General features: G+C 31.1%; 9 protein-coding genes. 2 read left to right on the forward strand and 7 right to left on the reverse strand.

The annotated features are described in order from the left end of the window. Window positions 1–14 precede the first annotated feature (14 nt). The 3 genes from IGI43_RS06455 to IGI43_RS06465 are packed head-to-tail and all read right to left on the reverse strand — an operon-like array spanning window position 15 to window position 5265. Complete coding sequence (locus IGI43_RS06455; protein ID WP_438757000.1) at window positions 15–3224, reverse strand: glycosyltransferase; 3210 nt, start codon at window positions 3222–3224, stop codon at window positions 15–17. Next, window positions 3214–4437: an ABC transporter ATP-binding protein gene (locus IGI43_RS06460; RefSeq protein ID WP_438757001.1), complete on the reverse strand. Its 1224-nt coding sequence runs from the start codon at window positions 4435–4437 to the stop codon at window positions 3214–3216. The genes IGI43_RS06455 and IGI43_RS06460 overlap by 11 nt, the downstream gene beginning before the upstream one ends. Before the next feature lie 21 nt (window positions 4438–4458). Then, complete coding sequence (locus IGI43_RS06465) at window positions 4459–5265, reverse strand: ABC transporter permease (RefSeq protein ID WP_438757002.1); 807 nt, start codon at window positions 5263–5265, stop codon at window positions 4459–4461. A 285-nt stretch (window positions 5266–5550) separates the two neighbouring features. Between IGI43_RS06465 and IGI43_RS06470 the strand changes: the two genes are divergently transcribed. After that, window positions 5551–6525 carry a hypothetical protein gene (locus IGI43_RS06470; protein ID WP_438757003.1) on the forward strand — a complete coding sequence of 325 codons (975 nt, stop codon included), beginning with the start codon at window positions 5551–5553 and terminating at the stop codon, window positions 6523–6525. Continuing rightward, window positions 6525–7529, forward strand: a complete 1005-nt coding sequence (locus IGI43_RS06475) for a glycosyltransferase (RefSeq protein ID WP_438757004.1) — start codon at window positions 6525–6527, stop codon at window positions 7527–7529. Before IGI43_RS06470 ends, IGI43_RS06475 begins: the two co-directional genes overlap by 1 nt. Before the next feature lie 796 nt (window positions 7530–8325). Here the strand turns inward: IGI43_RS06475 and IGI43_RS06480 are convergent. From IGI43_RS06480 to IGI43_RS06495, 4 genes are all read right to left on the reverse strand, one after another. Beyond that, complete coding sequence (locus tag IGI43_RS06480; protein WP_438757005.1) at window positions 8326–10914, reverse strand: hypothetical protein; 2589 nt, start codon at window positions 10912–10914, stop codon at window positions 8326–8328. A gap of 42 nt (window positions 10915–10956) precedes the next feature. Beyond that, complete coding sequence (locus IGI43_RS06485; RefSeq protein ID WP_438757006.1) at window positions 10957–11907, reverse strand: glycosyltransferase family 2 protein; 951 nt, start codon at window positions 11905–11907, stop codon at window positions 10957–10959. A gap of 553 nt (window positions 11908–12460) precedes the next feature. Further along, a complete protein-coding gene (locus tag IGI43_RS06490; RefSeq protein WP_438757007.1) occupies window positions 12461–13630 on the reverse strand; it encodes a nucleotide sugar dehydrogenase in 1170 nt (389 codons plus the stop codon). 38 nt (window positions 13631–13668) lie between these two features. Further along, window positions 13669–15867, reverse strand: coding sequence for a GH25 family lysozyme (locus tag IGI43_RS06495; RefSeq protein ID WP_438757008.1), 2199 nt, complete (start codon window positions 15865–15867; stop codon window positions 13669–13671). Between the last annotated feature and the right edge of the window lie 24 nt (window positions 15868–15891).

Here is a 15891-nt window from a genome sequence, read left to right on the forward strand (position 1 = left end):
ATTTCCTCCAAAATTTAAAATGATAATGGATTTCCGTATGGATCAATCAATCCATCTTTTGTCCACTTCTTCTCTAGTTCAATCAATATTTCTGGAACAAAGTGAAAATCGATTGATTCAGATTCTTTTAATTTAGCATATGACGCATAAACAATATCTTTTTCTAACAATTTTCTTACTTTCAAACTAAAGTCAAATCCCATCACTTGAGAACCAAATTCTTCCGATATTCCATTTACTTGTTCAAAATCATTTTTTCTAAATATCATACAATCTTCAGTTGCAGCATGGATTCCTCTTGGAAGTCCAGCACGATAATAATAACCCAGATTTTGTGCTGGATTGTTCCTTTCTGGATAAATGATTTTGCTATTTTCTATATCATAAGTTACACCAATGTTTGAGATTAAGTTATCATTGCTACTAATTTTTCCACAAACAATACCACTCTCTTCTAATTGAGCAAAATTCATTAGTTCATTTAACCATGTGCCAGATAGTGGTGACAGATTTTCATTTAGTAATAAAATAAATTCACCTGTAGCTTGTTTCACACGTGCATTGATATCACCATCTACAAATCGAACTCTAGCATCTTTAATGGACATAGTAAATTTTGAGGATGTAGGAACCAAAATTTCAAAATTAGGATAGTAAGTTTTTCTCAATAATGACTCTAAGTTATTATTAAAATTTTTGCTATTCCCAACAAATACAACTGAAACTTTTGGCGTCGTATCATGGATAAAATCAATTTTATAACATCCATAAAACTCAGCAATTTTAACATTTCCTTTTAGATTTCTTCGTTTTAGTGCAGCTTCAAGTGCACGTTGTCCAGCTACATAAGCATATGTTTTACTTTCAGGATTTAGTGCTGTAGAAGTCTCAATTGCCCGCCAATGATACAAGATACCTTTGATATGGTGAATTTTTTTTGCTTTCTCAGTCGCACGTAAAACAAAATCATAATCTTGACTACCATTATATTCCGTTCTCAAACCACCTACTCGATTTAAAAGTTCATTTTTTACAACAACAAAGTGTGTGATGTAATTATGTTGTAAAATTAATTGACGATTCCAATTGGGCTTAAAGAATGCATCAAACCTTCTTTCTTCGAGAGTCATTTTATCTTCATCTGTATAGAAAAAATCTATATCTCTATCCTTGTTCAGCGCTTTTACAATTTCATATAGCGCATTGGGTGCTAATTCATCATCATTATCCATAAAACCAACATAATCGCCAGACGCAATTTCCAACGCTGAGTTAGTTGCCTCTGAGATATGCCCATTTTTTTCTCTGAATACTAATTTTATTCTTTCATCACTAGCAGCATATTTTTCAAGTAACGGTCGGATATATTTTTTTGGGGAAGCATCATCTGCTAAACATAATTCCCAATTAGTATAAAATTGATTTTTTAAGGAACTTATACATGCATCTAACCATTTTTCCTCAACGTTATATACTGGTACTGCAATTGATATTTTGGGTTGATACTCAAAGCTCATTATTTCCGTGAGTATTTTCTCCTTGTCAAACACTTCATTTTGAGCAATCCATTTTTCATAACTATTCTTTTGTACTTGATTATTTAATAGCCACTTAACTGAGCCTTTTATTCCTTTACGTTTCACAGCACCTAGAATCCTACGTATTCTCGAAGAAGGTTTAGCTGGGAAATATAAACCAATATGACGATTAATAATCACATCACATGATTCACCATCTTCAGTAGAAACGACAAAATTAAAAAATTGTTCTAATTTGTAATCTGCTACTTCAATTTCGAAACCATAATCCAGATTTTCTGGAAAACCAAATCCTTCATTTATTTCAGTACGATGTATTCTCTTTAATTTGAAATAAGGTGCGTTGTTCGCTTCTAATTCAAAATTTAGTGGCATTTTATCTACATTAGAGACACCCCAACCTTTAATAGTAGATGTCTTGGTTAGTTCATTTCTCACTGTACCATCAATGTTTAGCGCCATTACTCTATTCAACTCTTCGACAGACGTCTGAGAGAAAGCTCTCTCTGATTTACGTCTAGCAGGTTCCCATTTTTCACTAGATACTAAATCATAATATCGATTTATAACCATTTGCTTTTCTGCTTCAACTTCTTTTAATCTTTCCATCATTAGGTTCATTTCATACAAATATTGACCTTGATAAATAAAATCAAAATTCAAAACAAGGTCCTTCCCAGCAACATCTTCTCCAGAAAGAGAAAAATATGCTGGTTGCATATTAGTGAAAATATATTTTTCATTATGTTCAAAGACAGCACTAGTTTCAACATTATGACTTTGCTCTCCATTTACATCGACAAAAAATCGAATAATTCCACCAATGTTCTCTGGGAAAGGCATAATTTTTAACGATTTCACACCTAAAGGAACTTCAATAGGCAAACTTTTGTTTTCACCAGTAAAATTATTGACTGAAATCACAATTTCTTCAATATTATCTTCTAACTCATACTGAAGTAATACTCGTCGATGGTAATATGAGTTTTCAGGTATTACTCGTATAGGAGATTCAACTGGGCTTTTCTTAAGTGCGTAAAAATACTGGTATACTTCACCAAAAGGTCTTTTTCTAAACGCATCCACCACTTCTATAGGTAAGTCTTCATAGTGAGCATCAATCTCGTTATTTCCAACTACATTTATCGTAAAATCTTCTTTATTAATGTATAAACCTATTGAATCAAATACTTTTTCAAATCCAGACTGTGTATAAAATGTCTTGTGTGTGGCATCTAACAAACCATACTTTGTCCAATTAAGTTTATTGTTGAACAGATTGATAAGTACTGAATTATGAGCGATATTTGGAAAAGTAATCAATACTTCTCCATCATCTTTCAAAAATTGTTTTACAATTTCCAATGTCTTAATTGGGTCCATTAAATGTTCCAATACATCTGCAAATACGATATAATCAAATTTTTTCCCAGCATAATAATCTGCCCATGTATACTCTTCTATATTCCCATAAAATCCGTCATTAGAAAATGAGATGACATAGTCATACAATTCTTTATCTAACTCGACGATTGACACTTCACATTTTTTAGCCTCTATTAAGTATTTAGTCATTCGTCCGTTTCCTGGTCCAAATTCTAATACAGAACTTTGGTTTTTGATGTAAGAAGCAATTTTTCCTACACTAGTACTTTCATCAATATCCATTTCAAAATCATATTTCATTTTTTATGGTATCCTTCCACTCATGATCTAATATAACAATTCCCTCGCCTGTATATTGGCCACTAATGAACATTTTCAAATATTTTGTTTTGTATTCCAATGGAACAGTTGCATGTTCTTCAAAAAAAGCAATATCAAAATAATATTCACCTGTCAGCAATGACATCTTCTCATACTCAATATAAAAAGTATTCTCTCCTTTTCGCCAAGGTATAGTCACTTTATCTAATAATGTATTCAAACCACAAACATAATGATTATCAACTGTACGAATAGCCACACCACAAACCGGATTTTTTATTGACTCTCTTTTTACTGTATAATTAATTTTTACAATTACTTTTTGATCTTGCTCAACTATTTCAATTGGAGACAAATCAGAGTTTAAAAGTTCTGCACTATTTACTTCAACAATGTCTGGAACAGTATTTTCCTGATCAGTTTGCTTTGATTTTTCAGTATCAATAGTTTTGATAGATTTTTTCTTTAAGAAATTTTCATAATTTGATGAGACGTTCATTACATCGCCTTCTTCAACCACTTCACCATTCTTTAACCAATAGACTCTATCACAAAAACGACGGACAGAATTGATATCATGGGAAACAAATAAAATAGTCTTTCCAGAATTTTTTATTTCAGTAAATTTATCCATACATTTCAGTTGAAACTCCAAGTCACCTACAGCCAAAGCTTCATCAATAATTAAAATATCTGGATCAACATTGATTGCAACAGCAAAGGCAAGGCGAACAAACATTCCACTAGAGTATGTTTTTACTGGCTGATATAAGTGATCTCCGATATCTGCAAACGTAATAATGTCTTCAACCATTCCATCAATTTCCTCTTTTGAAAAACCTAAAACCATTCCATTCAAATAAATATTGTCATAGCCACTATATTCTGGATTGAATCCTGAACCTAATTCTAATAAAGCAGAAATTTTACCTTCGATTTCAATTGAACCAGAAGTAGGTGTTAAAACACCTGTAATGATTTTTAACATTGTCGATTTACCAGAACCATTCTCTCCGATAAACCCAATCATTTCCCCTTTTTTTACATGAATATCAACATCTTTTAATGCATAGAATAAATCATGGTAACTTTTACGTCTTGGATCCAAAGCTTCTTTAAAACGATCTGTTGGTTTAGCATACATGTTATAAGTCTTAGTAATTTTGTCTATTTTAATTGCATAATCTGACATAACTGATTCTCCTTAAGTTTCTTATAGAACATCTGAGAAATGAGGTTTCAATCGTTTAAAAATAATTGAACCGATCAATAACATTCCTAAAGTAAATATCCAAAAATAAAGTCCTAGTGCCCAATGTTCCCAGAACCAACCTTCGCTTAAGAAAGATTCTCGATATCCTTGAATGACATAGTAAAGGGGGTTAAATTTCAAAAACTGAACAACTTTTGGAGAAAATTGGCTTGGCGACCAAAGAACTGGCAGTGTCCACATAACTGTTTGTAAAATAATACTTATAAACTGCATCACATCAGGCAAAAACGGCTGAATTGAAGTAGTAATCCATGTAAGACCTGTTAAAAAAGCACCTAAACAAATTAAGTAATAAAAAAGCTGCAAGGTTTGCAAAGTAGGTGCAAATCCATTAAGAATACAAATAACCAATGTGATAAAGATAAAGAATAAATGTGTATACAAATTTGCTAATATTTTTGTTGTTGGCAAAATTCGAATATTAAACACAACTTTTTTTACTAAATAAGTATACTCTCTAAAAACATTCGTTGCTGATGTGAGTGAGTCTGAAAAAAAGAACCAAGGAACAATCCCAGTAATCAGAAAAACTATAAAAGGATATTTTCCGTCCGTTAAACCAGCCTTGATTCCATAACCAAAAACAAACCAATAAGTTAATACTGTAACTAAAGGATTTATAAAAGCCCAAAATATCCCGAAAAATGAACCAGCATATCTAGCCTTAAAATCGTTTATTGAAAATTGTAATACTAATTTTTTATTTCTGTAGATATCCATTATAAAAGAAAATAGATCTTTAATCATTTGAATTTTATTCCTTCCGACACTAATGTATTTTTACGCAGAGTTTCTAACTTGTTAATTATCATCCTTCTTTCTAATAGACTATTTTATTCTATAATTAAGAAGCGGTGCATGAACCTCAATAAAACTTTAACACTACTATTCTACTTAAAAGAGACACACAAATCAAGTTTTGTATAATTTTTTAAGGAAGTTAATATGAAGTTACTATTATATAGAAGTAAATTGATTAATTCACCTATATAGAGTAAACTTGATTTTGGTAAAAAAGAAAGTGAGGTATTTATGAAAGTTGATACAAAAAATATTATAAAGATTATAGGTAATATCGTAACTGTTTTAGCAATCTTCTTTGTCTTAAAAAAATTGATTAGCAGTGACATCGATTATAGCACATTATTCCAGTTCAAAAATATCATTCCTGTTCTCATTATAGTAATCATACAATCTATTATTGTTATTACGAATAACTATCCTTGGAAAAAGTTAGTCGAATTATTTTCTAATGTAAGCATTCCTTTTAAAGATAGCATTGTAGTTTATGTTAAATCCAACTTATTAAAATATGTTCCTGGTAACGTTTTTCAGTACGTCGGTAGAAATGGCTTGGCAGTAAAAAAAGGTATCCCACATATTGAAGTTGCTTCAGCAACTCTAGTTGACGTGGGCATGACTGTTCTATCAGCATTACTAATATCCATTTTTTTCCTGTACGACTACATTTTCACGTTTATCGTAAAAAATAACTATGTCCTATATATTCTTCTTGGTATCTTAGCTTTTTTAGTTATTCTCGCAATACTCTTCTTTTTGTTTAAAGAGAAAGTAACTTCATACTTTAGTAAGTATGCATATTTGCTACATCCAAGAAGCTTAAAAACTATTTTCATCTGTCTATTTTACTATATTATAGTAATGATGATTTCAAGTTTGATGTATATTATTACACTTGTTTATATTTTAGATGTCCCACTTGATTTTTCATTATTTTTAAAACTGTTTTCTGCATATACTCTTTCTTGGCTTGTTGGTTTTATCACTCCAGGAGCTCCCGCAGGCATTGGTATTAAAGAAGCCGTAATGGTTGGTGTAACAGGTGGCTTACTGAATATCTCGACAATTACTCTTTCCATGGTCATTCTAAGAGTTCTAACAACTATATCAGATGCTTTGGCATTTATTATCATCATTTTTTGGGACAAATTTATCAATAAAGAAGAGACTACCACAAAAACAATTATTGATGGAGGCAATCAATAATGACACAAAATTTAACCGACTCTTTAAAAGGAAAAGATACTGTTTTCGTATCTACAAAAAATATTGATTATATAAGAAATACACAAGAAATAGAATTAATAAGTAAATATAGTAATTCTATAAAAATTATTGCATTTTCCACAAAAAACTATTTACTTCGGGTTTTAAAAGTTTATTTCCATTTAATTCCTGTTCTTTTTAAGAAAAAATATGATGTTCTATTTTTAGGTTTTTCACCACAATTACTTTTTCTACTATTTCCTTTTTTTCCTAAAAATAAATTAATTATTATAGATTTTTTTATTTCTGTCTATGACACGCTTGTCGATGATAGAAAAAAATTCAAAAATGGTGGTATCCTTTCAAACTTAACTCATTGGCTAGATACTAAAACAATTCACAAAGCAGATTTGGTCATTACGGATACTCTAACACATGGAAACTACTTCTCAAAAGAATTCCAATTTCCAATTGATAAAATTGAAACTATTTATATATCAGCTGATACTAGTATCTACCAAAACAATAGGACAATAGCTGAAACAAAACATTCACAACCTTTTGAAGTTATTTATTTTGGTAGTATTTTACCCGTTCAAGGAATAGAGATTATACTTGATGCCATGAAAAAGTTAAAAGATGATCCTTCAATAAAATTTACTATTGTAGGTCCTATTATAAAAAAATATCAGCTTGATAGTAATGATTTTCCTAATACAACTTTTATCGAATGGTTGACACAAGAACAATTAGCGTTGCAAATAGCTAATTCAAACTTAGCATTAGCTGGACATTTTAGCGCTACTATTGGAAAAGCAAATCGGACAATTGCCGGTAAAACATATATCTATAAAGCAATGAACAAACCAGTGATATTAGGAGATTCTGAAGCCAACAGAGAACTTTTCAAAGAAGATAACAAGAATAACTTCTATGTTGAACGTGGTAACCCAACTGCTTTAGCAGAAAAAATCAAAAAGATCAGTAAAAATGAGTTAGAATAGCATATATCTTTAGAATATCAAAGACGTAATGAGTTCGTAATATATTTTTAACCCTTTGTCAACTAATGTTAGTGAAGAATATCTACAGAATTAAATCAATGATGAAAAAAACCTACAGGAAAATTCCTCTAGGTTTTTCTATTTAATTAAAAGTGTCGATATTTTTTGCTCTATATTTCCTTACTGGAGAAACAGATTCATTCGTTGAATGCGGTGTTTTAAAAAGATTCGTCCAATGTGTTGGACAATGTGAAAGCAATCAAGAATGATTTGAGCCAGAGGAAACAATTTTTTCCTGTTTAACCAATTTAAATTCATCAAAATAAGACAAATAGTATATTCCCAACGAACACTCTTCCCTTTTTCTTTCTCTCTAAAATGAGGACAGGAGTGGGCTAAATAGTCTAATCTACCAGAAAACACCTAACAAATTCGCCCTTTAATGCGTTCTTTTTCTAAAAATTTTTCAGTAAAAGTAATATTTAAATCTAGAATATCTAAGGTATTTTTGATAAGAGTGATGTAAGACATCTTGATTTTCCCTTTTGATTGGTTTTCGTCGACTTAATTTTAAAGGATATCAGGATGTCTTTTCTATTATTTTGCATTAAAAAAGATGTCGGTGATTTCTCACCAACATCAGAAAGTATGAAAGGAAATAACTTGTAAGTCGATTACTTTTTTATTTTCATTCTGTTTGGTAAAGTTGATAGTCATCATGGATTTTCTTCACCAACATTAGTTGACACAGAACTTTTTTAAGGTAATGCTTCTGAAATTACTCAAAGGCACTTTTCTATAGTATATATGCAAACAAGAATCCACCAAAAAGAATAATCGTCGAACTAAAAAATAGAAGATGTGTTTGCACTGTTGATAATTCTGTCATTGGTCTCAATAAACTTCCTCTTGTTTTATTCCCAACAAAATTATTATTTTTTAATTCAGAATTTTTTTCAACTAACATTTGTATAAACCATGTACACGATAGCGCAATGATCGGAACAGCATACAAGAAATACCTTCCTTGTACACCACCCAAATAACCGTCTAGATAGTACCTATTATACGTATTTAAATAAAGATTTATTAAAAATATAAAACTTCCGAATGATGTAAAACGTATAATCAACCATTTATCTCCCCATGACTTCATTCTAATTAAAAAAGAACCAAGATAAATACAAATAGATAACTGTGTAAGGGTCTTCCAAATAATTGTCAAAAGGCCATTATTATTTTTTAAAGGTTGAAAAGAAAAATTATCAACCAAAGTTGCATAAAACCAATAAATAAACTCACTAATACTCTTTACAGATTCTCTATAAATAAACTCTTGATAAAACGATCCTTGATAAAAACCAACCGGATCAATTTTAGCAAAAGATTGCATGAATACACCATACACCATATACATTTTTAAATAAAAATATAATGGGCCAACATATATTAATAGCGTAGCAAAAAATTTCCAATTAAATAAGATTTTAAAATTTCTTTGTATCAGTTGGTGTATAAAGAATAGTCCAGTTGTTATAGCTACCACTGCACCAACATTCACTTTTGTTAGCAAGCCAATGCTAATGCCCAGTGCTAGTGCAATGTAATTCACTAATGTATATTTTTTATTTGAAAGTCCAAATAATGCAAAAATTGTTAATCCTACAGCTAATAATCCAATGACATCATTCCCTAATTGCGAACTTGCATAGATTAAAATCGAAGATCCTGTAATGATAGAGACATAGAGCCAATGGAAAATTGGATCTTTCTTTATATACAAGTAACCAATAACAAACCAAATAGAAACGGATAGCAACGAAATTATATTAGAAATAAGCAACAGTCTAGAAAAATTCACATAGACACGTTTATCATCTATTTTTTTCGTACCACCTAAAAATCTTAATATTTGATGGTACAACGGCGGGTGTCCCTGATAATTTGTATTACCATCTTCTAGTTCAACAATACCAGATAATTCGTCAGACTTCCCTAATTTTTTTGCTGACGAAGCAAAATCATTTTTAGTCATAAATTGTTTGCCATAATCAGGCAAAATATTGGTTTTTGTATCTTCTAACGAAGCAACAAAAGATAAATGAGCATTAGGATCCCAATATCCTTCAAGTACATTTTGTTCAACTTTCATTTGAATTCCAAAAATACATATTCCAATGATATAAATCGGTACAATTATAAATGCTGGATTATTGACATATTTTGACAATACAACAACTAGTAAATACACTAATATCACTAAAACAATGATTAACATTCCAATGACATTAACAGGATAAGTATTGAATAAGAGAGTTAGTTTCAATTTTTCGTTTGAAAGTGAAGATTCTTTTATTATATTGGAACTTTCTGTAGCAGTTTCCAATTGAATATTTTGATTATCCGTAGAAATATTTTCAATTACTATTTCATAATTTTTGTTCTTAGAATTTTTTGTACTATCATTTATACCTAGAGAAACAATAATGCCGTCTTCGTTTTCACTATCGAAAACATATTGTTCATCGATTACATCATTATTTGCTTTATCAATTAATTTAACAAAAGCTTGTGGTTTAGTAGATAGTTCTTCTGATTCTTTACCATTGTCGTTTGGAAAAAACAAATTGAAGTCTACACTAGAAAATCTCTTTCTTGGAGTCTCAAAGTTTTGTGTAAATTTCTGACTTGGTAATAGCTCAAACTTATTTAATTCTCCAGAATTATAATAATAGGATTTACCAAAAAAATAATTTCCTTGTGCACTTAATGCGAAAAAAGAAATACACAAGAAAAACGCGGCTATTGATGTGTATAAAAATCTGTTTTTACTTAAAAAAAAGAAGATCAAAAGTGTTGCAATTACAATCGCGGCTAACAATATTTTCACATTCCAATTTTGATATGCGATATCTGCTAATTGTTTGGATACACCTTTTTCAATAATAATTTTCCCATCTGAATAAGAGACTCCTTTCTCAAACTCAGATTTTACTATGCTGCCTTTTAATTTGAATCCGTTCCCTTTTTTTTCTAAAATATTTATTTTATTTAAATGGACTGACTCAAACACTGACAAATCAGGAGAAAATAACATCATTGAATTAGATTCCATACTTCTTGGATCTATTGGAAACTTTACCTTATTTGATAAGACATAATTAGTAGACTGTTTATCAATCGGAATATTGTCGTATTTACTTGAAACATCTATATCCAACGTAACTGGTAATTTTTCAAGTTTCGTCGTCTCACTATCGAACTGGAATTCGTAATAAATGCTTGAAGACGAGATATTCATTTTAAATATAAAAACTATCAGAACTAACGATATTGTAGCTATAATGCTATTTATAATAAATTTCTTAGAATAAATTTTACTCATTTACATTTCCTCTCGCTAACACTCACTGATTAAGTTAGAATACTATTTTTCATCTTTATCGTAATCCATTTTTCTGACACGATATTGAATATCTTCTAAAATTTTTCTATTTGCAGAAATCAAATCGGCTTGTAGTCCAATAACAAATGTTTGAAAACCAATTAATAAAAGAGTACTTGCCAAAATCAATGATTGAATGTGACCTGAGCCAGCTCCCTGTGCTAGAAATATTAAGAATCTAATCCCAATAATGGCTCCCAAAGCAAACATTACACTACCTAAAATAGTAAAAAACATTAATGGTTTATACATCATAAATGCTCGGAAAATCGTTAGCATTGATTTTTTTACATAGCCAAACATACTGCTAAACAGCCTTGATGGTCTTAACTCACTATTAGTTCTGATCGGTACAGAGGTCATAGCAATCTTATTTCTTCCTGCTTGTACAATCGTTTCTAATGTGTAGGTATATTCATTCGCTACATTTAGCTTTAGAGCGGCATCTCTGCTATACGCACGAAAACCACTCGGTGCATCAGGAATATCTGATTTCGATGCTTTCCTTACCACCCAGCTACCAAATTTTTGTAATTTCTTTTTCAGCGGAGAAAAATGTTCAGTTTCAGAAATTGGTCTTTCACCAATAACAATATCTGATTTACCATCTAAAATTGGTCGTACTAATTTTTCAATATCCGCTCCATTGTATTGATTATCAGCATCCGTATTAACGATGATATCTGCCCCATTACGCAAACATGCATCTATCCCTGCCATAAATCCTTTAGCTAATCCTTTATTCCGTTTAAAATCAACGACATAATTAACTCCCCAATTTTTAGCAACTTCTACAGTGTTGTCCTTACTACCGTCATTAATGATCAAAACTTCAATATCATCAATACCTTCAATCTTTTTCGGTAAATCGTTTAATGCAATTTCTAGTGTCTCTGCTTCATTATAACAAGGAATTTGAATTATTAGTTTCATTACGTTCGTCCTTTTCCATTTAGTTCGAATCTAAAAATAGAATACCACAAGAAAGTATAGCATTTTCATAAGTATTTTTCAAGTTACCCTAATTTTTATGCATTTCTGTGAAAACAACTATTCATTTGCTACTATCATTTACTTTAACTATTTCTATTTTACTTTTTTTAGTATGGGTCACTTTTTATATACAATTTTTCTTTGTATTTTTTATCTATATATTCAAAAATTGAAAGTTACTTGATTTTTCATCTGACATATCTGTGAAAATAATTGCGGTTAGCAGCATTCAATTGAGTTTATCACTCTTATATATTGCCTTATATTATGCTTCACAATTATATCCGAAGCAACTATTTGAATTACTTTTATACTGATGTCTTTTTCACAATCCTCACTAGAGTATAGAAACCTATATTTTGCTTTTCAATGAGGTAATCGACGTATAAAACCAAAAAAAGTCAGAATGACGAGTGATCCTCCATTCTGACTTTTGATTAGTTTAGCACATCAGTTCTGAATAAAAAATAATAGAAATCAAAAACTACATCTATTAATCTCTTTTGAAAATATCCCGTGTATAAACTTTCTTTTCAACATCTGATAATTCTTCTTCCATTCTATTCGTAACAATGACATCAGATAGCTCTTTGAATTGAGTTAAATTTTTTTCTACACGTGAATTATAAAATGTTGTTTCATCCATAGTAGGTTCAAAAACAATTACCTCAACACCTTTTGCTTTCAAACGCTTCATGATACCCTGTATGGATGAATATCTAAAATTATCAGAGTTTGATTTCATTGTCAGGCGATAAATTCCCACTACTTTTGGACTTCTAGCTAAAATTTGTTCTGCTATAAAATCTTTACGTGTTGTATTCGCATCAACGATCGCACTAATGATATTATTTGGAACAGTATCATAATTTGCACGCAACTGCTTTGTATCTTTAGGCAAACAGTAACCGCCATATCCAAATGATGGATTATTATAATGTGTCCCAATTCTAGGATCTAATCCCACACCTTCAATGATTTGTTTTGCATCTAATTCTCTTGATTCAGCATACGTATCTAATTCATTAAAATATGCGACACGCAAAGCCAAGTAAGTGTTTGAAAAAAGTTTTATTGCTTCGGCTTCCGTTGAATGAGTCAATAAAATTCGTGAATTTTTATCCATTGTATTTTCTAAAAACATATTAGCGATTTCTTCGCCTTTCTTAGAGCACTCTCCTACAATGATTCTAGAAGGATAAAGATTATCATACAACGCCTTTCCTTCTCTTAAGAATTCAGGTGAAAAGATAATATTGTTCGTGTTGTATTTTGCTCTTAAGCTATCCGTATATCCAACTGGTACAGTAGATTTGATAATTAAAATAGCTTCTGGTTTTATAGACAATGCTTTTTCGATAACATCTTCTACGGTGGCTGTATTAAAATAATTTTTCTTTTCATCGTAATCTGTTGGTGTAGATACGATTAGATAGTCAGCAAATTTGACAGCTTCTTCAAAGTCTTTAGTAAATTTAAGATTCAAGTCTTTTTTTGACAAAAATTCTTTTACTTCTTTATCTTCTAATGGAGATATTCCTTGATTTAACAGATCAATTTTTTTATCTACTATATCATAAGCCATAACATTTTCTTTCTGACTTAACAATAGCGCATTTGCTAATCCAACATATCCTAAACCAAATATAGAAACGTTTTTCACAAAAAAACCTCTATTCTTATATAATTATTTTTAATACTTTATTTTGTAACATAAGGTCTGGCAGTCTCTCCTGGAGCGGCTTTTGCTTTTTCAACTACTTTAATTTGCAAAGCTTCCATACGCAATGAGTAGCCAGCAGTTCCTGCTTCTTGACCATTTTTTGCCCAATCTAGCCAACCAAAACTTCTAGAATGAACTCGATAGTATATATCATATCTTTTAGCTAACTGATCTGTCAAATTAATTTTTATGGCTTCAGCTCGACGCTTCTCACCAATAGTACCATTTAATTCCCCATTTTCAGTTACATCAGCCCATCCTTTTTTTTGAAGGTATAACTGATATTGGATAGTTCCAGTCAAGTCTGTATTTTTTGTATTTATTTTTATCGCTTCTATCTGCTTTTGAGCCCCTATAGTTCCTGAAAAATCGCCAGAATTACTAATAATTTGGGACTGCCAACCAATTGATTGAACATGTGATTCATATACAATATCAACAGGTGCTTTGTATGGAGTTGCTGTAGCTCCTGGTGGCTGTGCTCCTTTTTTTACTAATAGAACTTGAATATCTTCAACTGCATAACTATAATTTACTGACCCAGCCTTCTCGTTATTTTTGGCCCAGTCTAGCCAACCAAGTTTAGCAACATGAGTCCTATAATAAACATCATATTGTTTTGCCATTTCACCTGTCAATCTAATTTGAACAGCTTCTACACGTTTCCCGCTATTAACTTTCCCAGAAATCGCATCGTTTTTTTGATAGTTTGGTTCCCAACCAGATGATTGCGCGTGAACGCGGTATTCTATGTCACCACTATAACCAGTGTTACTGTTATTTAAAGATAACTTGAGTGCTTCTATTCTTTTCCTTTCACTGCTTGTTCCAGCGCTTTGACCATCAAAAGCAGAATATTGCCATTCATTTCCTGCAACATAAGCAGAATAATAAACACTACCTGTAGTTAAATCAAATGTTTTACTATTTACCCAGCCAATCGTTCGACCGTTAATTGCAAATTGATACCATGTCGCTTTTACTGTTTTAGCAATACGAGTGATTTGTACAGTTTGCCCCGCATATAAAGAAGCTTGTCCCAAGACATTCACTCCTGGTTTAGTGTCCAAAATATCGTCGTAAATCGTATGTCTCGCTGCTTCTCCATTATTTTTTATTTTTGCATTAAAATTCACTGGATTGTTATATTGAACTTTGTCATAAACTATCCCGCCATTAAAGATATCATTATAATCTATACTAATATCAAATACACCATTAATTCCTGGGAAAGTTAGTTCTGATGACCATTGCCATGCTCCATAATTTCTATTTAACAAATTACTGGCTAGAGGGTTGTAAGGGTATTGAGCTACCCATATATTATTGTAGCCTAATGTATTGGCATTCATAACACCTGTGTTAAACCAATTTAGCATAGAATAATGCATCGTTCTACTATAACCGTTTACTTTTAATTGATTAGCAAAAACTAAGGAATTATTGGTTACATTGCCTGCAGCCATCTCTCCTTGCTCCGCATCATTGACCATTAGCGTATCAGCTGGTAAGTTTAAACGTTTAGCCACAGCTGCAAAATAATTTGCTTCAGCCCTAGCACCACCTTCTGTATTAAACCAACTGTAATGATAAACTCCTACTTTTAAACCTGCAGCTTTAGCATTTGCAATCTGTGATGCTGCATATGGATTTTCATAGGTTGTGTATTCGGTCAATTTTACGATTACTCCTTTAACACCATATTGTTTCATCGTATTATAATTCGCAACGGTTAAATTTCCGTTATGAGATGATACGTCTACAAAATCTTTTGCAGGGCGTGTTGTATCACCTGCACCTACGTACGCATCAACACTAGCTGCTCTAGCAGAAATAGCAGGTGACAAATCAGAGCGTTTGTTTGGTATGTAATCATAAAAACCTTCTCTATCTTTACTTTGAGCTCCTAATTCTTTATTATTTTCTTCCGTTATGTTTGGTTCATTGAGCATAGAGCTTGTTGGAGTTTCTTCTTTTTCCTTAACTGTTTCTTCTTTAGAATCGTTAATTGATTCTGAAGTTGAACTTTCTTTAGTGGCTGAAGTTGTTTCTGTACTATCTATGTACTCCGTTGTTTGCTCTTGTAAATTTTCTTGTGCCAGACCTATAATTTCTCCAAAAGATCCTCCTAACAAAATAACTGATGTGGCAATAATCATTAATTTCTTGTTTTTCATCCTTACCTCCTAAAATAGTATAAG

Origin of the sequence: Enterococcus sp. AZ126, assembly GCF_051714545.1 — a bacterium.
In the GTDB taxonomy this organism is placed as follows: Bacteria; Bacillota; Bacilli; order Lactobacillales; family Enterococcaceae; genus Enterococcus_L.